17 protein-coding genes are annotated in these 17,627 nt (G+C 70.4%); 13 read left to right on the forward strand and 4 right to left on the reverse strand.

Annotated elements, in window-relative coordinates:
• Nucleotides 1-193: 193 nt before the first annotated feature.
• The 13 genes from ABN273_RS07090 to ABN273_RS07150 all read left to right on the forward strand — a co-directional run bounded on the left by ABN273_RS07090 (nucleotide 194) and on the right by ABN273_RS07150 (nucleotide 12,673).
• Entirely contained in the window at nucleotides 194-985 is a 792-nt protein-coding gene (locus ABN273_RS07090) for an MlaE family ABC transporter permease (protein WP_349447835.1), read from the forward strand.
• A gap of 13 nt (nucleotides 986-998) precedes the next feature.
• The gene (locus tag ABN273_RS07095) at nucleotides 999-1,853 is read left to right on the forward strand and encodes an ABC transporter permease (protein WP_349448248.1); all 855 of its coding nucleotides are present in this window, start codon (nucleotides 999-1,001) and stop codon (nucleotides 1,851-1,853) included.
• Between the two features lie 4 nt (nucleotides 1,854-1,857).
• Complete coding sequence (locus ABN273_RS07100) at nucleotides 1,858-2,877, forward strand: MCE family protein (RefSeq protein WP_349447836.1); 1,020 nt, start codon at nucleotides 1,858-1,860, stop codon at nucleotides 2,875-2,877.
• A gap of 1 nt (nucleotide 2,878) precedes the next feature.
• Nucleotides 2,879-3,913: an MCE family protein gene (locus ABN273_RS07105; RefSeq protein WP_349447837.1), complete on the forward strand. Its 1,035-nt coding sequence runs from the start codon at nucleotides 2,879-2,881 to the stop codon at nucleotides 3,911-3,913.
• The gene (locus ABN273_RS07110; RefSeq protein ID WP_349447839.1) at nucleotides 3,913-4,938 is read left to right on the forward strand and encodes an MlaD family protein; all 1,026 of its coding nucleotides are present in this window, start codon (nucleotides 3,913-3,915) and stop codon (nucleotides 4,936-4,938) included. Before ABN273_RS07105 ends, ABN273_RS07110 begins: the two co-directional genes overlap by 1 nt.
• Nucleotides 4,939-4,946: 8 nt before the next feature.
• The gene (locus tag ABN273_RS07115) at nucleotides 4,947-5,972 is read left to right on the forward strand and encodes an MCE family protein (protein WP_349447840.1); all 1,026 of its coding nucleotides are present in this window, start codon (nucleotides 4,947-4,949) and stop codon (nucleotides 5,970-5,972) included.
• The gene (locus ABN273_RS07120; RefSeq protein ID WP_349447841.1) at nucleotides 5,969-6,991 is read left to right on the forward strand and encodes an MCE family protein; all 1,023 of its coding nucleotides are present in this window, start codon (nucleotides 5,969-5,971) and stop codon (nucleotides 6,989-6,991) included. Before ABN273_RS07115 ends, ABN273_RS07120 begins: the two co-directional genes overlap by 4 nt.
• Nucleotides 6,992-7,041: 50 nt before the next feature.
• Nucleotides 7,042-8,346 (forward strand): MCE family protein, encoded by a 1,305-nt coding sequence (locus ABN273_RS07125; protein ID WP_502910960.1) that lies wholly within the window; start codon nucleotides 7,042-7,044, stop codon nucleotides 8,344-8,346.
• Nucleotides 8,343-9,161: a hypothetical protein gene (locus tag ABN273_RS07130; protein WP_349447843.1), complete on the forward strand. Its 819-nt coding sequence runs from the start codon at nucleotides 8,343-8,345 to the stop codon at nucleotides 9,159-9,161. Before ABN273_RS07125 ends, ABN273_RS07130 begins: the two co-directional genes overlap by 4 nt.
• A gap of 17 nt (nucleotides 9,162-9,178) precedes the next feature.
• On the forward strand, nucleotides 9,179-9,763 hold the full coding sequence (locus tag ABN273_RS07135; RefSeq protein ID WP_349447844.1) for a 4'-phosphopantetheinyl transferase family protein: 585 nt from the start codon (nucleotides 9,179-9,181) through the stop codon (nucleotides 9,761-9,763).
• 70 nt (nucleotides 9,764-9,833) lie between these two features.
• Nucleotides 9,834-10,292 (forward strand): MarR family winged helix-turn-helix transcriptional regulator, encoded by a 459-nt coding sequence (locus ABN273_RS07140; RefSeq protein WP_349447845.1) that lies wholly within the window; start codon nucleotides 9,834-9,836, stop codon nucleotides 10,290-10,292.
• 60 nt (nucleotides 10,293-10,352) lie between these two features.
• The gene (locus ABN273_RS07145; RefSeq protein ID WP_349447846.1) at nucleotides 10,353-10,997 is read left to right on the forward strand and encodes an LppX_LprAFG lipoprotein; all 645 of its coding nucleotides are present in this window, start codon (nucleotides 10,353-10,355) and stop codon (nucleotides 10,995-10,997) included.
• Nucleotides 10,994-12,673, forward strand: a complete 1,680-nt coding sequence (locus ABN273_RS07150; RefSeq protein ID WP_349447847.1) for an MFS transporter — start codon at nucleotides 10,994-10,996, stop codon at nucleotides 12,671-12,673. The genes ABN273_RS07145 and ABN273_RS07150 overlap by 4 nt, the downstream gene beginning before the upstream one ends.
• A gap of 13 nt (nucleotides 12,674-12,686) precedes the next feature.
• On the opposite strand, the gene ABN273_RS07155 is transcribed toward ABN273_RS07150, so the two are convergent.
• From ABN273_RS07155 to cmk, 4 genes are all read right to left on the reverse strand, one after another.
• On the reverse strand, nucleotides 12,687-13,766 hold the full coding sequence (locus ABN273_RS07155) for a PP2C family protein-serine/threonine phosphatase (RefSeq protein ID WP_349447848.1): 1,080 nt from the start codon (nucleotides 13,764-13,766) through the stop codon (nucleotides 12,687-12,689).
• 93 nt (nucleotides 13,767-13,859) lie between these two features.
• Nucleotides 13,860-15,122 (reverse strand): aspartate--tRNA(Asn) ligase, encoded by a 1,263-nt coding sequence (gene aspS, locus ABN273_RS07160; RefSeq protein ID WP_349447849.1) that lies wholly within the window; start codon nucleotides 15,120-15,122, stop codon nucleotides 13,860-13,862.
• Between the two features lie 294 nt (nucleotides 15,123-15,416).
• Entirely contained in the window at nucleotides 15,417-16,808 is a 1,392-nt protein-coding gene (gene der / locus ABN273_RS07165; protein WP_349447850.1) for a ribosome biogenesis GTPase Der, read from the reverse strand.
• 39 nt (nucleotides 16,809-16,847) lie between these two features.
• Entirely contained in the window at nucleotides 16,848-17,570 is a 723-nt protein-coding gene (cmk, locus tag ABN273_RS07170; RefSeq protein WP_349447851.1) for a (d)CMP kinase, read from the reverse strand.
• Nucleotides 17,571-17,627: the final 57 nt, after the last annotated feature.

Below are 17,627 nucleotides of genomic sequence, written 5' to 3' on the forward strand. Positions count from 1 at the left end.
GTCAAGGGGGTCAGCGGTGTAACGGCGCGATCACGTTTCGTACCTGACTGACAAGATGTGACCTTGGTCTCATACCTTTCGCGCAAATTCCCACGAACTCATCGACTACCAGATAACCCCTCAGTAGGGTTGCCACTCATCCGTAGGCGGCGGAGGTGGTCATGGCGGTTGTTCACGCCCGGACGGGCGGCCGATGACCCTGCCCGGATACGTCGGACGCCGGGCCTGGTCGGCACTCGGCCAGGTCGGCGAGCTGTTCGTCATCGTCCTGGAGGGGTTACGCAGGAGCTGGGACGTCAGGCGCTGGTGGTGGGAGTTCGTCGAGCAGTGCTGGTTTCTCGCGCGCGTCACGAGCGTGCCCGTCCTGCTCGTCGCCCTGCCGCTGGGCGCCACCGTGGCGCTGCAGGTGGGCGAGCTGGCCAGGCAGCTGGGCGCGAGCTCCGCCACGGGCAGCGCGGTCTTCGTCGGGCTCATCCGCGAGGTGGCGCCGCTGGCCAGCGCGCTGCTGATCGCCGGGGCCGGCGGCAGCGCGATGACCTCCGACATCGGCGCGCGGCACATCCGCGACGAGCTGAGCGCGATGGAGGTCATGTCGATCAACCCGATCCACCGTCTGGTCACCCCGCGCATGTGGGCGGCCAGCACGATCGCGGTGTGCCTGTGCCCGTTGGTCATCCTGGCCGGCGCGGCCGGCGGCTACTTCTTCAACGTGGTCGTGCAGGGCGTCACCCCCGGCGCGTACTTCGACGGCGCGTTCTCCCTGGTCGTCGCCTCCGACCTGTACGTGACGCTGTTCAAGGCGTGGGTCTTCGGGTTCATCGCGGCGGCGGTCGCCTGCTACAAGGGCATGACCTGCGCGACCAGCCCGGTCGGCGTGGGGCGGGCGGTCAACCAGGCCACCGTGGTCACGTTCATGCTGGTGTTCACGTTCAACTACGTGATCTCGGCCGTCTACTTCCTGGCCTACCCGCCGAGGTCCCTGTGATGGTGACGCTGTGATGGTGACGCGGACGGCTGGTCTCAGGCTCGCCCTGCGGGGGCGGGACGTCGCGGAGCGGTTCGCGACGCTGGCCGACTGGCCGCTGTTCGTGTGGAAGGTGCTGTTCTACTCCGTACGCGACGTCATCCTGCGCCTGAAGTACGTCAAGGTCGTCCTCAGGCAGGTCAGCGACGTCGTGGTGGGCGTCGGGGCGACCGTCATCGGCGGCGGCATGGTCTTCGTGGTGTTCACGATGGCGTTCGTCGTGGGCGCGACCGTCGGCCTGCAGGGTTACCAGGGGCTGCAGGCGATCGGCGCGGAGTCGTTCATGGGCCTGGTGGGCAGCTTCGCCAACGTCCGGGAGATCACCCCGATCATCGCGGCCACGGCGCTGGCCGCCCAGGTGGGCTCGTCGTTCACGGCGGAGCTGGGCGCGATGCGCATCTCGGAGGAGATCGACGCGCTGGAGGTGATGGGCATCAACGCCTTCACCTACCTGATCTGCACCAGGGTCGTGGCCGCGCTGCTGGCGCTGATCCCCATCTATCTGATCGCGCTCTTCGCCAGTTTCTTCGCCACCCGGCTGATGTGCACCGTCCTGTTCGGCCTGGCGCCCGGGGTCTATGACTACTACTTCTACCTGTACCTGCCGGTCAGCGACATCGCGTTCAGCGTCGCCAAGGTCGGTGTGTTCGCCTTCGCGGTCATCGTCATCCACTGCTACTACGGCTTCCACGCCACCGGCGGCCCGGTGGGCGTGGGTGTGGCGGCGGGCCGCGCCATCCGCCAGTCGATCGTCACGATCGTGCTGCTCAACCTGCTGCTGTCGTACCTGTTCTGGGGCGGCGGCGGCAACATACCGCTGACGGGGTGAGCCGGTGACCCGATTCCAACTCCCCCTGGCCGCCCGGATGGGCATCGCGCTCGCCGTGCTCGTGGTCCTGGCGGCGGCCACCCTGTACGTGGTCCGCACCGCCACCGAGATCAGCGGCACCAGGATCGACGCCGTGTTCGCCCGCGCCGGGCAGGGCATGGACCCCGGCTCCCCCGTCAAGATCCGGGGCATCACGGTCGGCGAGGTGACCGGTGTGTCACTCGACGCCAAGGGCAGGGCCGTCGTCACCATGCACGTCGACCCCGGCGTCAAGGTGCCGCAGTCGACGGTCGCCGCGGTCGAGCCGGCGTCGGTGTTCGGTCCCAAGTTCCTCAATCTCAAGCCCGGCTCCGGCGAGACCACCGGCCCGTACCTGGCCAGTGGCGCCGTCATCACCGCCACCGAGGGCCCGCTGGACCTGTCCGACACGCTCGGCGTCGCCTACCGCGGCCTGGACGCCGTCGATCCCGGCGAGGTCACGGTCATCGTGCACACCCTGGCCAAGGGCCTGGACGGCGAGGGCGGGAACCTGCGCGAGCTGATCGGCGACGCCGGCACGCTCGTCGGCGTCGCGCACCGGCAGCGCGGGCGGGCCAGGCAGTTCCTGCACGACGCCGCCTTGCTCGGCACGACCCTGCAGGACAAGGGCGACGATGTCGTCGCGATCTCCTCCGACGTCAACGTCATCACCCCCGACCTGCTCACGCGGGCCGACAAGGTACGCGTCCTGCTCCAGAAGGTGACTTCCGTCTCGAACCTGGGCGCGCACGGGCTGGCCAAGCACCGGCAGGACCTGCGGGCCGGCGTGCACTCCGGCGAGCGGGTGGCCGCGCTCATCTACGCCCAGCTCGGCCTGGCCGGCGACGGCGTGCGCGGCCTGAACCGGCTGGTGGACCTGCTCAACGAGCTGATCGAGGCGCCAGGACCGGGCAACAGCCGCCAGCTCCAGGTGGAGGCGTTCGTCGCGACCGACCTCTGCGAGCTGGTCGTCGGCGCGTGCGGCCCGACCGACGGGAGGCGCTGACATGCGGCGCGCCTGGACGTTCGCCCGGTTCCTGCTCTTCGTCGGCCTGTGCGTGGCGCTGATCGTGGTGGTCGCCGTGCAGATCGCCAGGGTGAACACCGGCGGCGGCTACCGCCTGGTCGCCGTGTTCGACGACGTGTCGGGGCTGGTCAAGGGCGACCAGGTGAAGATCGCCGGAGCGCCCGTCGGCCAAGTGGACACCATCAAGGTGGTGGACGGCCGGGCCGAGGTGACCATGGACGTGCAGCAGGGCGTCACCGTGCCGGTGGACACCGAGGCCGCCATCCGCTGGCGCAACGCCGTCGGCCAGCGCGTGGTCTACCTGCTGCCCGGCACGGCGCCCGGCAGGCTCCCGCCGGGGGCGCGGATCACCCGTACGTCCTCCGTCGTGGACATCGGCCAGCTGGTCAGCGACCTCGGCCCGCTCACCCGCAGCCTCGACCCCGACCAGATCAACCAGCTCCTCACCGCCGCCGCCAAGTCGCTCAAGGGCAACGAGCAGAACATCCCGAGGCTGCTCGACAACGTCAACGCCATCACGACCACGGTCAACCAGCGCAAGAAGACGATCGAGCAGCTCCTGAAGGACTACGCCACCGTCACCGACGTGGTCGCCCGGCGCGACAAGCAGATCGAGCAGCTCGTCGACAACCTCGTCACCCTCTCCGAGGCGTTCGCCGACAACCGGGAGCTGATCGACCAGGCGCTGGTGGAGCTGTCCACGACCGTCCACACCTCCAACGAGGTGCTCGGCAAGAACGCCGACGAGCTCGGCCGCCTGGTCGACAACCTGTCCGGGCTGACCGGCGGCATCAGGCGGCACGTGGGCGAGATCGACAGGACGGTCAGCACGTTCCAGCCGTTGTTCGCGCGGGCGTACAAGAGCGTGGAGCGCGGCCACTACTTCATCACCGCGGTCCCGTGCGTGGCGCTGAGCGCCGCGCCCTGCCCGTACGGGATGCAGTCGCCGCCGCCGCTGCGCAACACCAGGGTCCAGAGCACGAAGGACCTGCAGAAGCTCATGGTGGGCGAGTGATGGCGGTCAAATCCTTCCGTGACCGCAACCGGATCGCCGTCGGCCTGGTGTCGCTGGCCACGCTGGCCACGGTCCTGGTCGCCACGTTCCTGGTGGGCAACCTGGGGCTGCTGGAGGGCGGCTACTACATGTCCGGCGTGTTCGTGGACTCCGGCGGGCTGCGTACCGGCAACGACGTCAGGGTCGCCGGGGTGCGCGTCGGCAAGGTCACCGAGGTGCGCGCCGACTACGGCCAGGGGTACGTGATCGTCACCTGGAAGGTGGACGACGGCGTGCGGCTCGGCCGCGGCACCCGGGCCGACATCGCCCTGTCCAACCTGCTCGGCGGCCGGTACGTCAAGCTCACCGGCGCGGTCTCTGCCCCGTACCTGGATCAGCTGCCCGAGAGCCAGCGGCGCATCCCCGTGACGCGGACCGGCGTGCCCACCCTCATCAACGACGCCATCAAGGACGCGACCCGGCTGGTCGAGCGCCTCGACACCGACGCCGTGGACGACCTGCTCACCGAGCTCGACAAGGTCGACCTCGGCAAGCGCGGCCGCATCACCCGCCTGCTGCGCAACATCGGCGACCTGTCGGACACGATCAGCAAGAGCGAGCCGCAGCTGCAGCGGCTCGTCGACAACGGCACCAGGATCATGAACGTCCTGGAGAAGAAGGACAAACAGCTCGGGCGGCTCATCGACGCCATCGAGGTCATGCTGGCCGAGCTGCGGGCGCGCCGCAACGAGCTGCGCACGCTGCTGGGCGACGGCAGCGACCTGGTACGCAGCACCACCCGGCTGATCAACGAGCACGAGAAGACCCTCATCCAGGTGCTCGACGACAACGCGGCCATCACGACGCGGCTGAGCGGCAGCAACAAGCAGTTCAACTCGCTCCTCGCGTGGGCGGGCCCGACCTTCTCCGGCCTGTCCACGATGGGCGGCCAGGGTCCGTGGGTCGAGGCCATAGCCTCGGGCCTCGGCCCCATCAACCCGGAGGTGCTCGGCGCCATCAAGAAGGACAGGAAGAGCGCCAGATGAGACGACCCGTGAGACGACTGGTGGCGGTTCTGCTGCTCGGGGTGTTATTGACGTCGGGGTGCACGGTGCTGGGCGAGGAGCCGTACCGGCTGGTGGCGATCTTCCACAAGGCGCCCTCCCTGTACGAGCAGGCGCGGGTAAAAGTGATGGGCCTCGATGCCGGATATGTCGAAAAAATCCGCATTGATGGGGATAAAGTGCGCGTTGACCTGCTGGTTGATCGGCAGGTGCCGCTCCCGGCCGGCGTGAAGGCCGTGGTCGCGCCCCAGAACACGCTCGGCGAGCGGAACGTCGTCCTGTATCCCCCGTGGAAGCCCGGCGACCAGAAGGTCACGCCGGGGACCACGATCCCGCTGGAGCGGACGGACCTGCCGGTGGAGATCGACGACGCGCTCGACGCGTTCACCAAGCTCACCGACGCGCTCGACGACAGGAAGCTGGGCTCCGTGGCGAGCACCCTGGCCGACGGGGTCAAAGGGCGGGGCAAGACCATCAACAACGCCATCGCCGACACCGCCGAGCTGACCGGCACGCTGGCCAAGCAGGACCAGCAGCTCGTCGATCTGGCCAAGGGGCTGAACCGGCTGGCCACCAGCCTCAACAGGCGGGAGAGCCAGGTGACCGGCGCGATCGACGCCTTCGCCGAGGCCAGCTCGATCCTGGCGGAGGAGCGGCGGCGGCTGCGCACGTTCGTCTCTGACATGGCGGGCTTCGTGCGGCGCGGCGACGTGCTGATCGAGCAGTACTCCGAACGGCTCCCGCAGGCCGCGAGCACGCTGGGCGAGCTGGTGCTGACGGTACGGGCCAACAGCGCCTCCATGGCGCGGGCGGTCAAGGGCGCGGCCGACTTCGCCGACGTGCTCATCGACTCCTGGGACAGGAAGCAGCACGTGCTGAAGATCCGCGTCGTGCTCAACGCGATGACCCGGGCGTGGCTGACGCCGCTGTTCGACGCGCTGAACCTGGGCGACGTGCCGTGCCTGCCGGGCAAGCTGAGCAACTGCCCCTTCCAACGGCAGGGGAGGCAGCGATGAGGGCCCGCCTCCTGGCCGCCGTGCTGGCGCTCGCGACGTCGCTGTCCGGGACGGCGTCGTGCTCCCTGCAGACGCTCGGCGCGACCACCGGGGACATGACCCTGCACGCGGTCTTCGACGACGTGCAGAGCCTGGTGGCCGGGCACAGCGTGCAGATCTCCGACGTACGGGTGGGCACGGTCACCGACATCCGGCTGGAGGGCTACCGGGCCAGGGTGACGATGTCGGTCCAGTCCGCGCACCGGGTGCCCGAAGGCAGCACGGCCACCGTGGCCAAGACGTCGGTGCTGGGCGAGAACTACGTCCTGCTCACGCCGCCCGCGGGCAAGGACCTGGCCACGGGGCCGTACCTGAAGGACGGCGCCACCATCGCCGAGACCTCGGTCGAGCCGGACATCGAGCAGGTCACCGCGAAGGCCGGGCCGCTCGTCGAGGCGCTCGGCGCCCAGGACGTGAACGCCATCCTGGACGCCGCCTACAAGGGGTTCGGCGGGCAGGGCGACGACGTCAACAAGCTGATCAAGCAGACGGCCGAGGTGACCGACGCCTACGCCGCGGCCCGCCAGGACATCGCCACCAGCATCGACGCCCTGGCCAGGCTGGGCGACGACCTCGCCAAGGGCAGCGGCGAACTGGACCGGCTGCCCGGAACCCTGGCCTCGGCCACCGCGCGCATCGCGCACGGGCGCAAGCACGTGAAGAAGACGATCATCGCGCTGACGAAGCTGGCCAAGGAGGCGAACCTCACCGTCTACCCGCGGCACGCCGCCCGGCTCAGGAAGCTGCTCCTGGAGCTGGAGGCCATCTCGTCGGCCATGCAGCGGGGCAAGGAGGACCTGAAGACGCTGGTGGTGAGGCTCCAGAAGTTCATCGACGCGCCGCCGATCACGGTCAACGGGCAGGTGCTGATCTATCTCTGGCTGAAGGGCGTTCTGCTGCCCAAGAGATCGTCCGGGAACGACGGCCTGCTGGCGAACCGGGTCGAGGACTTCCGCCTGCTGCTGGAGCCGCCGCGATGAGAAACCGGATTTATCTGAATTTAGGGTTCTTTGTCGCCCTGGGTGTTGTGATGACCGTCTGGGCGTTCAGCACGATCATCCGGCTCGACGCCATCGAGCGGCCGTACCGGGTGTCGGCCGAGTTCGTCTCGTCGCCCGGCCTCATCCGGGGGTTCGACGTGGCGTACCTGGGGGTGCGGGTCGGCAAGATCGGCGATGTGCGGCTGGCGCCGGGCAAGATCGTCGTGGGGCTCGACATCGACAGAGGCATCCGGCTGCCGAAGGGCGCCACCGCGGAGGTGCGGCGCAAGTCGGCCATCGGGGAGCCGTACGTGGAGCTCTCGCCGCCCGCCTCCGGCGTGACCGGGCCGTCGCTCGCGGCCGGTGACACGATCCCGCTGGCCAGGACGTCGGTGCCGCTCGACTACAAGAAGTTGTTCGAGGGCGTGGGCAAGCTGCTGAACGCGGTGCCGCCGGAGGACGCCAAGACGATCACGCACGAGCTGGCCGTGGCCCTGGACGGGCGGGCCCCGGCGATCAGGAACATCATCGACGACGCCCACTCGCTGACCGGCACGCTGGCGGACAACGCCGACGTGCTCGACTCCCTGTCGGTGCAGCTCACCCACCTGACCCACACGCTCGCCGGGAAGCGGGGCGAGCTGGCCTCCGGCATCACGGACCTCCGCACGGTCACGGGGACGCTGCGCGACTCCCGTGCCGATCTGAAGACCTTCCTCGACCGCGGGCCAGGGGTGTTCGCCCAGCTCGACACGGCGATCAAGAAGTCGCGGCCGGGGTTCTCGTGCCTGCTGACGGCGGCGGGACTGCCGCACCAGCCGGCCTTCTCACCCCAGACCGAGCGGAACGTGCACCACATACTCAGCAGCATGCCGACCGCGCTCAGCCTGTCGGACGACATCACTGTCCCGACCGGCGACACCGTTTACGGGAAGATCTCCTTCATCTTCAGCGGGCCGGGCGGGCCGAACCCTGCCGAGGAGTACGCGAGCGCCATCGGGCCGCCCACCGTGCCCGCGCTGCGCTCCTGCCCCGCTCCATCCCGCGACTCGGGCGACTCCGAAGACTCGGACGACTCCCGTACGGATGACCGCCGCCAGGACGCCGCCGGACGGCCGGACACCGCCTCACCCGCCGCGTCCGCCCACCCGGTGGCGAAGGACACCGAGAAACCGACCAAGAGTCCGGAGACCACCCCGTCGCCCAGCGGCGCGGCGGCCACCGGCCCCGCGTCCCCCGTCCCGCTGAACACCACCCCGCTGATTGCCGGGATATTCCTCGCCGTGGTGGCCACTGGTGGGATCGTGGGCTGGATCGCGACGGGCCGGGCCGCCCGCCGCCGTGAGGAGTCATGATGACCACCAAGCAGGACCTCGCCGAGGAAACCCGCACCGAGGAGGCCCAGCCCGACCCGGCCCCCAGCGAGACCGCCGCCTCCGCCACGACGGATCCGTCGGCCGAGCCCGCGGACCCGAGCACCGAGGGCAAGCAGCCGACGACGGCGGACGCGAGCGCCAAAGGCGAGGAGAAAACCGGCGAGGAGACAACCGGTGAGGGGGCGGCCGGTGAGGGGGCGGCCGGTGAGGGGGCGGCCGGCGTCAAGGGCCGGGAGCGCGTCACGCGGTCCAGGATCCTCGGGACGCTGGCGGCGATGCTGGTGGCCGCGCTCGCCGCCACCGCCGTCCTGCAGTGGATCTCCGCCACCCAGGCCGAGGACGCGCGGGCCAGGCTCGAGACCGAGCGGGCGCTGCGGCTGGAGGTGTCCGGGGCGGCGAGCGCGTTCAGCAAGGCCCTGCTCAGCTACGACTACCAGAACCTCCAGACCACCCGCTCGACCCTCGCCGCCCAGGCCACGGGCGACTTCCTGGCCACGTACGACGCGGCGTTCGGCGGCGCGATGGCACAGGTCATCGTCAAGCTCAAGGCCACCTCGCAGGCCACGGTACGCGAGGTCTACCTGGCCGACGTGGACGAGGCCACCGCGCACGCCATCGTCGTCGTCGACCAGCAGGTGAACACTTCTGAGGCGATCCGCTCCGTCAAGGACTCGCACCTTAAGATCAGCCTTGTGAAGGAGAAGGGGACCTGGAAGATCCATGACGTGACCGTGCTCGGCGCGGCCTCGGAGGACCAGTACAACCTCACCGGCGACCAGAAGAAGAAGGACTGACCATCGGCCCTTTAGCGATGGGCGGCCGCCCCGACGAGGTGCGCGCCCCGGAGGACTGGCTCACCGAGGTGGAGGTGGAGCGAGCCGCGCGGTTCCGGTTCGAGGGGGATCGCGCCAGTTACGTCGCCGCTCACCTCCTCGTGCGGCTCTGCGCCGCCGCCGCGCTCGGCACCGAGCCGTACGAGCTGACGCTGCAGCAACGCTGCGAGCTGCACGGCCCTGGACACGGCAAGCCGTACATCGAGGAGGCGCCCGAGCTGGGCGTCAGCTTCAGCCACACGCGCGGCTATGTGTGCGCGGCGGCCGGGCCCGGCAAGGTGGGCGTGGACGCCGAGCACGTGCCGCCCGGGGCGCTGGACCTGGCGCTCGCCGACCGGGTCTGCACCCCGCGCGAGCGCGCGCTGGTCACCGGGAACGACGAGCTGATCAGGCACTGGACGCGCAAGGAGGCGCTGATCAAGCGCGGCGAGCTGACGCTCGACAAGCTCCACGCGGGCGGCGACGACCTGGCGGGCCGCCACCTGCTGGAGTGGAGCGCCGGTCCTGACATCAGAGTCGCCGTCGTCACGGACGCCCCTGCCAGGCGGGTGCCGATCCCCTGACGGTCCCCAGGCTCTCCCCCGGCTCCGGCTGCTCCATAGCGCCGCACTTACGTGCGCTACATTGGAGATCATGAGCGCGCCTCGCTGGCTTTCACCCGCCGAACAGCGTGCCTGGCGCACGCATCTGGCGCTGCACAAGCTGCTCATGCACCGGCTCGACCGCGAGCTTCAGGCGCATGAGCTCTCGTTGAACGACTACGAGATCCTGGTCAACCTCTCGGAGAGCCAGGGCCGGCGCATGCGGATGAGCGACCTGGCTGACGCGACGATCCAGTCACGCAGCCGGCTGTCGCACCAGATCTCCCGCATGGAGGCCAAGGGCCTGGTGACCAGGGAGGACTGCCGTGACGACCGGCGCGGCACGTTCGCGGTGCTCACCGACGAGGGCTGGGAGACGATCCAGCGGGTGGCGCCGCACCACGTGGCGAGCGTGCGCGAGCACTTCGTCGACCGCCTCAGCGACGACCAGCTCGAAGCGCTCGAGGCGGCCTTCGAGCCGATCGTCGAGCATCTGAAGAAGCTGCGCTGACATCCAACCGATATCCGCGACGGCTCACGGACGTTCCCAAGCGCTCGCTACGATCCGCTCATGCTTCGAAAGCTTCTGATCGTGGCGGTTCTCGCGCTCGTGTCGGCATGCTCGTCGGGCGGCGGCGACGCGCTGCCCGACGGTCCCGGCCTGATGAAGAAGGCCGCCGAGGCCATGAAGGGCGTCAAGTCGGCCAGCTTCTCGATCGCGACGGAGGGCAAGCCTAAGGTGCCGGTCAAGAAGGCCGACGGCAGGCTCACGGCCGCCGGTGACGCCGACGGGACGATCACGATCGAGGTGCTGGGCCTGCAGGAGATCAGCTTCGTCGTGGTCGGGGACACCGTGCACTTCAAGGGGCCGACGGGCGGCTTCCAGAAGATGACGCGGCAGCAGCTCGCGCAGATCTACGACCCCTCGGTGATCCTCGAGCCGACCAAGGGCATCGCACAGCTGCTCGCCTCGGCCACTGATCCCAAGGTGGAGGCGCTGGAGGGCGACTCGTACCGGGTGGCCACGACGTTGCCCGGGCAGGTTCTCGGCCAGATCGTCCCGGGCGTCTCTCAGGGCGTGAACGCCAAGGTCTGGCTCGACAAGGCGACCAGCCGGCTCACCAAGGCCAGCCTGCCGTTGCAGGACGGCACGGTGACGGTGTCGTTCAGCGACTACGACGCGCCGGTCACGATCACGCCGCCCGCCGCCGGATGAGGGGCGCCCGCCGGGTCGTGCTCGGCGCCGGTGGCGCGGTGGTGCTGCTGGCCGCGCTCGACGCGTACGTGGTGGTGACGGTCCTGATCGACGTCGCCGCCGACGTGGGCATCCCGCTGAACCACCTGGAGCGGGCCACGCCGATCGTCACGGGCTTCCTGCTCGGGTACGTCGCCGCGATGCCCCTGCTCGGCCAGCTCTCCGACCGGTACGGCCGGCGGCCGCTCATCCACGCCTGCCTGGCCGCCTTCGCGCTGGGCTCGGTGCTGACCGCCCTGGCCGCCGGCGAGGTGATGGTGGTGGCCGGGCGCAGCGTCCAGGGGATTGCGGGCGGGGCGCTGCTGCCGATCACGATGGCCCTCATCGGCGACCTGTGGGACGAGCACGAGCGGCCGGTGGCGCTGGGGGCAGTGGGGGCGGCGCAGGAACTCGGCAGCGCGCTCGGGCCCCTGTACGGCGGGGTGCTGGCGGGGATCCCGGCCACCGTGGTGGCGGGGGTGGAGCTGGGCGGCTGGCACGCCATCTTCTGGATCAACGTCCCGCTGGCCGCCCTGGCCGCCGTCGCGGTGCAGCTCACCGTGCCATCCGGTAAGTCACACCCCTCGACCACCGGCATCCACGCCGGCAGCGTCACGGACGGGGCGGCGGCGCGGCCGGCGGGCGCCACACGCGTGCCGCACGGGTCGTCCGGCCCCACGAGCGCGGCCGGCCCGGAGGCGGGCACCGAGGGTGGGGATGGGCAGGAGTCGCAGGCCAAGGGCGGGTCCGAGCCGCCGGCGAGGCGGATCGACGTCGTCGGCGGCGCGTTGCTGGCCCTGGCGCTCGGCCTGCTGGTCGTGGGCCTCTACAACCCCGACCCGGCCAGAACCGTGCTCCCGCCGTGGGGCCTCGTCGTCATCGCGGCCGGGGTGGTGGTGGCCGGGATCTTCGTGTGGTGGGAGATCCGCTCCCCGGTACGCCTGCTCGACCTCGCCACCACCCGCAAGGGCCCTCTGCTCGCCACCTTGGCCGTGAGCTTCCTGGCCGGGGCCGCGCTCCTGGTGACCATGGTGTTCGTCCAGCTCACCGCCCAGACCCTGCTCGGGTTGGACGCGCTGGCGGCGTCGCTGGTCCTCGCCAGGTTCCTGGCCGCGCTCACCGTCGGAGCCCTGCTGGGCGGCCTCCTGGGCCGCAGGCTGGGCGATCGCGCCGTGGCCGTGGCGGGCATGGCGCTGGGGGCGGCGGGCTACTGGCTGATGAGCCAGTGGCCGCTCGACCTGCGGAGCGCGGGTCTCGTCGTGGACCTCGACCTGGTGCTGGCCGGTCTGGGTCTGGGGCTGGTCATCGCCCCGGTCTCCTCGGCCGTGCTGCGCGTGAGCCCGGCGGCCCAGCACGGCGTGGCGTCGGCGGCGGTCGTGGTGGCCAGGATGATGGGCATGCTGATCGGCATCGCGGCGGTGTCGGCCTGGGGCTTCTACCGGTTCCAGTCGCTGACCGCGCACCTGGACACGCCGCTCCCCTTCGGCGTGGACGCGGTGACGTACCAGCGGCAGCTGGCCGAGTACACCGCGAAGGTGCAGACGGCGCTGCACACGGAGTACACGGAGATGTTCCTGGTCACGGCGTTCGTCTGCCTGCTCGGCGCGGCCGTCGCGCTGCTGATGCCACCTCACGAGGGTTCTCGCAAAGCCAGGTGAGCCCGGACACCCCTCAGGCCGGCCTGGTGATCGCCATAACCGCCATGTCGTCGTCGCGCGGGCCGCCGGTCCAGCGCTCGACATCGCGTACCAGGATCTCGACCACCTCGTCCGGCCGGCGGAACGGGCCCAGGCCGCCGAGCCGGCTGGCCGGTTCGTAGAAGGTCCCGAACCGGTCTCGAGCCTCCGTCACTCCGTCGGTGACCAGCAGGAGCGTGCCCCCAGCCGGGAACGGCCAGTTCTCGGGCCCTGCCTGCGGCCCAACCAGGCTGCGCATGCCCAGGGGAAGACCCGGCTCGCCCGGATCCAGCGAGGACACCGTGTCGCCCTCGAGGAGATACGGCGAGGGGTGGCCGCAGTTCAGCAGCCGCACGCGGTCCGCGCCCGGTGTGATCTCGCCGAGCACCGCCGTGACGAACCCCTCCATCCGGATGTCCTCCTCGCGCGACGAGGCCGCTTTGACCAGTGCGTGCTCCATACGTTCGGCCAGCGCCACGAGGTCGGGTGCCTGGTCTGCCGCCTCCCGGAACGCCCCCAGCAGCACGGACACCGTGCCGACCGCGCCCAGGCCCTTGCCCCGCACATCTGCGATCAGCAGCCTGGTGCCGTACGGCGTGTCCTGCACGGCGTACGCGTCTCCGCCGATCAATGCCTCGATCTGCGCGGTCTTGTAGACGGCGGCGATGGCCAGCGGGCCGACACACGCCGGCGGTGCGGGCAGCACGGCACGCTGGGCGGCCTCGGCGACGGAACGCACCGCTTCCAGGCGGCGCCCGTGGCGGGCGACCACGCGGTTCACCCCGAGGCCGACGAGCGCGGTGAACACCGCGTTGATCAGCGAGTAGGTGCCGGGGGCATGACCGAAGTAACCGTCCTTGACCAACAGCGCCAGCTCGGCCAGGACGAAGGCCGCCGCGACCGCGATCGTGTGCCGTAGCGAGAGCAGTGCTCCGGCCAGCACGACCGCGGCGCCCAGCTGGTAGTCGCCCCAATAGTCACGCGGAGACAGGATGTTCACGAAGGTCCCGCTGACGATCAGGGCGGCCGGGATGAACGAGGCGTACCAGGGCCATCTGGTGGAGAGTCGGTTCATCCGCGCCCCGATTCCACGTCATTCGCTCAGGTCCTGGCTCTGATCCTTTCTATTGAATGGTCGAATCGCGTGTCGAGGCGACACTCCCAGGGCCTAGGGCGAGAGCCGGTGCAGGTCGCGGGGGAAGGCGGTGGTCTGGCGGATGTTGACGGCGCCCGTCAGCCGAGCCGTCCACCGTTCCAGCCCCAGCGCGAACCCGCCATGCGGCGGCATCCCGTGCTGGAAGGCCTGCAAGTACCCCTCGTACGCCTCCGGCCCCTCACCCCGGGCGGCCAGCGCCGCCAGGTAGTCGGAGTGAAGGTGCAGCCGCTGACCGCCCGTCACCAGCTCCAACCCGCGGAACAGCAGGTCGAACCCGTTGGAGTACCCGGGCCGCGCCGGGTCGGGGTGGGTGTAGAACGGCCGCTTGGACATCGGGTATCCGGTGACGAACAGGAACTCCGACCCGTGCTCGCGCACCGCCCACTCACACAGCCACCGCTCCTGCGCGGGCGACAGGTCCGGCTCCGGCGAGCCGGTCAGTTCCTGCGCCTCGGTGAAGTGGATGGCCGGGATCTCGGCGGGCACCTCGGGCAGAACGGCCCCGATGAGCTCGACGGCGGAGCCGGCGCGGCGCCGTACCGATTCCAGCATGCCGGCCACCACCTCCCGCAGCACCGCCATCACGTCCCGATGGTCCCGGACGAAGCCCAGCTCGGCGTCGAGGCTGGTGTACTGGGCCAGGTGGCGTACGGTGTCGTGCGGCTCGGCGCGGAAGACCGGCCCGACCTCGTACACCCGCTCGAACACCCCCACCATCGCCTGCTTGTAGAACTGCGGCGACTGCGCCAGGTAGGCGGGCCTGCCGAAGTAGTCGATGCTGAAGACGTTCGCGCCCGACTCGGTGGCCGAGGCGACGATCTTCGGGGTGTGGATCTCGGTGAACCCGAGCCCGTCGAGCGCCTCCCGGAACCCGGCCACGCTCGCGGCCGAGATCTCCAGCGGCGCCCTGAGCAGCGGGTGCCGCAGCGCGACCGGCACGTGGTCGAGGACCGTCGGCAGCCCGGCCGGCACGACGGGCCGGTACAGGTCGAACGGCGACGCCGCGCACGGCTCCGCCAGCACCTCGATCTCCGGCTCCACCAGCTCGACGCCTCCGGGCGCCTGCGGGCTGGCCTGCACGGTGCCGGTGACCTCGACGACGCTCTCCTCGCCGGGGAGCTCGCGCGCGGCCACCACCTGGGAGAGGCCGGCGCGGTCCCTGACGACGAGGAAGGACACGGATTTCAGCTGCCGGCGGCGATGGACCCAGCCGGCGATCGTCACTCGTTGGCCGGCGTGCTCAGCGAGCTCCGCCGACATGACACGAGAGATCATTACAGCTCCTCACGAGGAAGTGCATGACCCCTTGGGAGTGCGGGGGAGAAGGGAGCTCCCGGTGCCACCGCACTTTCGCCGCCGCGAGACAGGCGGCCTCGACGACCCGATGACGGGGGTCAGACCGGCGGGGCATTTCCTCCCCGCACTCAGGAGTGTCTTCACCAGCGGGGCACGGGACCGCCTTCGCAGCTACCGGCGGCTCTCTGGACCCCTGCGGGCCCGCTGGCTACTCGTCTCCGTCGACGCGTTGCCGTAGATCCTACGATCAGGCGCAGGTGAACGGCAAAGCCATTACTTGTCTTTCTTGCCGCGCTTCTCCCGGATCTTCATCGCGACCTCGATCGGCGACCCCGCGAACCCGAACTCCTCGCGGATCCGCCGCTCGATGAACCGCCGATAGGTGTCCTCGAGCCACCCGGACGTGAACAGCACGAACTTCGGCGGCTCGACGGAGGCCTGCGTGGCGAAGAGGATCTTGGGCTGCTTCCCGCCCCGCACCGGCGGCGGCGTCTGATGCACCAGCTCCGTCAGGAAGGCGTTGAGCCGCGCCGTGGGAACCCGGGTGGACCACGAGTCCAGCGCCTTCTCCAGTGCGGGCACCAGCCGGTCGACGTGCCGCCCGGTCTTGGCGGAGATGTTCACCCGCAGCGCCCACGGGGTGCGGACGAGCTGCCGGTCGATCTCCTTCTCCAGGTAGTAGCGGCGATCCTCGTCGACGAGGTCCCACTTGTTGAACGCCACGACCATCGCCCGCCCCGACTCGATGACCAGGCCGATGATGCGCAGGTCCTGCTCGGTGAGCGGCTCGCTGGCGTCGATGAGCACGATCGCCACCTCGGTGCGCTCCAGCGCCGCCCGGGTGCGCATGGCCGCGTAGTAGTCGGCTCCCTGCAGCTCGCGGTCGCGCCGCCGGATGCCGGCCGTGTCGACGAACCGCCAGGTGCGCCCGCCCAGCTCGATCAGCTCGTCCACCGGGTCGCGGGTGGTGCCTGCCATGGGGTCGACCAGCACCCGCTCCTCGCCCGCCAGCTTGTTGAGCAGCGAGGACTTGCCGACATTGGGCTTGCCGAGCAGCGCGACGCGGGCCGGGCCGCGTTCGCCCTCGAAGCTGACGGCCGGGGTCTCGGGCAGCGCGTCGAGCACCACGTCGAGCAGGTCGCCGCTGGAGCGCCCGTGCAGGGCCGAGACGGGGTACGGCTCGCCGAGCCCGAGCGACCACAGGGCGGCGGCCTCCAGCTCGAGCTGCTGGTTGTCGACCTTGTTCGCGGCCAGGATGACCGGCTTGCCGGACTGCCGCAGCACCGAGCCCACGATCTCGTCGGCGTCGGTCGCGCCCACGGTGGCGTCCACGACGAACACGATCGCGTCGGCCAGCTCGACGGCGACCTGGGCCTGCTCGGCGATGCGCAGGTTCATCCCGGTGGCGTCCGGGTCCCATCCGCCGGTGTCGACCACGGTGAAGCGGCGGCCGCGCCAGTTGGCGTCGTACGTGACCCGGTCGCGGGTGACGCCCGGCACGTCCTCCACGACCGCCTCGCGGCGGCCGATGATGCGGTTGACCAGCGTGGACTTGCCGACATTCGGCCGCCCCACGATGGCGACGACCGGCAGCGGCGTGCTGTCGCCGTGCTCGGTGATCTCAAAGTCGTCGAGGTCGGCCTCGACCCAATCCCCCGTTGGCACGATATGAATTCCTTAATGTGAGTACCGCACCTGAAAGCCTCAGGTGCGCTCGCGGACATGGTCGCGGCCGCTTCGGAACTCGTTGGCTTCGCTCTCTCCTTCCGAGCTCCTCCGCTCCGGGACCAGCCTCAACACCTCGGCGATCACCTCTTCAAGGGTGAGCGCGGTGGTGTCGACCTCGACGGCGCCATCCGCCATCGAGAGTGGGTCCGTCTTACGCGTCGAGTCCAGGTTGTCACGCCTGGCCATGGCCTCCTGCTGCGCCGCCACGGTCGAGCCGGCCAGCTCGGCGTGGCGCCGCCTGGCACGGGCCTCGGCGCTGGCCGTCAGGTAGACCTTGACGGCGGCGTCGGGGCAGACGACCGTGCCGATGTCGCGGCCTTCGACCACGATGTCACCGGCGCCGATGATCTCCCGCTGGAGCGCGACCAGGCGGGCCCGCACCTCGGGAACGGCGGCCACCGCGGAGACCGCCCCGGTGACCTCGGCCTGCCTGATCGGCCCCGCCACGTCGACGTCGTCGACGTGGATCGTGGGGCCGTCGGGGTCGGTGCCGGAGCCGATGCGGGGCTCGCCGCAGCGGGCCGCCACGGCGGCGGGGTCGGCCAGGTCGACGCCCTGCTGGAGCATCCACCAGGTCATCGCGCGGTACATCGCCCCGGTGTCGAGATAGCGCAGGCCCAGCGCCTTGGCGACCCCGCGCGACACGCTCGACTTACCCGACCCCGAAGGGCCGTCCATGGCGACGACCAGACCGGTCACGGCCTCTCCCTCTTCACGAGCTTTCCAGCGAACACCAGGTCCTCGCCGCGTGGGTGG

This window comes from Nonomuraea sp. B19D2 (assembly GCF_040137845.1).
Lineage (GTDB): Bacteria > Actinomycetota > Actinomycetes > Streptosporangiales > Streptosporangiaceae > Nonomuraea.

Bases quoted from the DNA above. Each gene is read 5' to 3' on its own strand.
- ABN273_RS07135 (WP_349447844.1), top strand. From the start codon at position 9,179: ATGGGCGGCCGCCCCGACGAGGTGCGCGCCCCGGAGGACTGGCTCACC.
- ABN273_RS07120 (WP_349447841.1), top strand. From the start codon at position 5,969: ATGAGGGCCCGCCTCCTGGCCGCCGTGCTGGCGCTCGCGACGTCGCTG.
- ABN273_RS07105 (WP_349447837.1), top strand. From the start codon at position 2,879: ATGCGGCGCGCCTGGACGTTCGCCCGGTTCCTGCTCTTCGTCGGCCTG.
- ABN273_RS07140 (WP_349447845.1), top strand. From the start codon at position 9,834: ATGAGCGCGCCTCGCTGGCTTTCACCCGCCGAACAGCGTGCCTGGCGC.
- aspS (WP_349447849.1), bottom strand. From the start codon at position 15,122: ATGATCTCTCGTGTCATGTCGGCGGAGCTCGCTGAGCACGCCGGCCAA.
- ABN273_RS07130 (WP_349447843.1), top strand. From the start codon at position 8,343: ATGATGACCACCAAGCAGGACCTCGCCGAGGAAACCCGCACCGAGGAG.
- ABN273_RS07110 (WP_349447839.1), top strand. From the start codon at position 3,913: ATGGCGGTCAAATCCTTCCGTGACCGCAACCGGATCGCCGTCGGCCTG.
- ABN273_RS07155 (WP_349447848.1), bottom strand. From the start codon at position 13,766: ATGAACCGACTCTCCACCAGATGGCCCTGGTACGCCTCGTTCATCCCG.
- ABN273_RS07090 (WP_349447835.1), top strand. From the start codon at position 194: ATGACCCTGCCCGGATACGTCGGACGCCGGGCCTGGTCGGCACTCGGC.
- ABN273_RS07095 (WP_349448248.1), top strand. From the start codon at position 999: ATGGTGACGCGGACGGCTGGTCTCAGGCTCGCCCTGCGGGGGCGGGAC.
- ABN273_RS07145 (WP_349447846.1), top strand. From the start codon at position 10,353: ATGCTTCGAAAGCTTCTGATCGTGGCGGTTCTCGCGCTCGTGTCGGCA.
- ABN273_RS07125 (WP_502910960.1), top strand. From the start codon at position 7,042: ATGACCGTCTGGGCGTTCAGCACGATCATCCGGCTCGACGCCATCGAG.
- ABN273_RS07150 (WP_349447847.1), top strand. From the start codon at position 10,994: ATGAGGGGCGCCCGCCGGGTCGTGCTCGGCGCCGGTGGCGCGGTGGTG.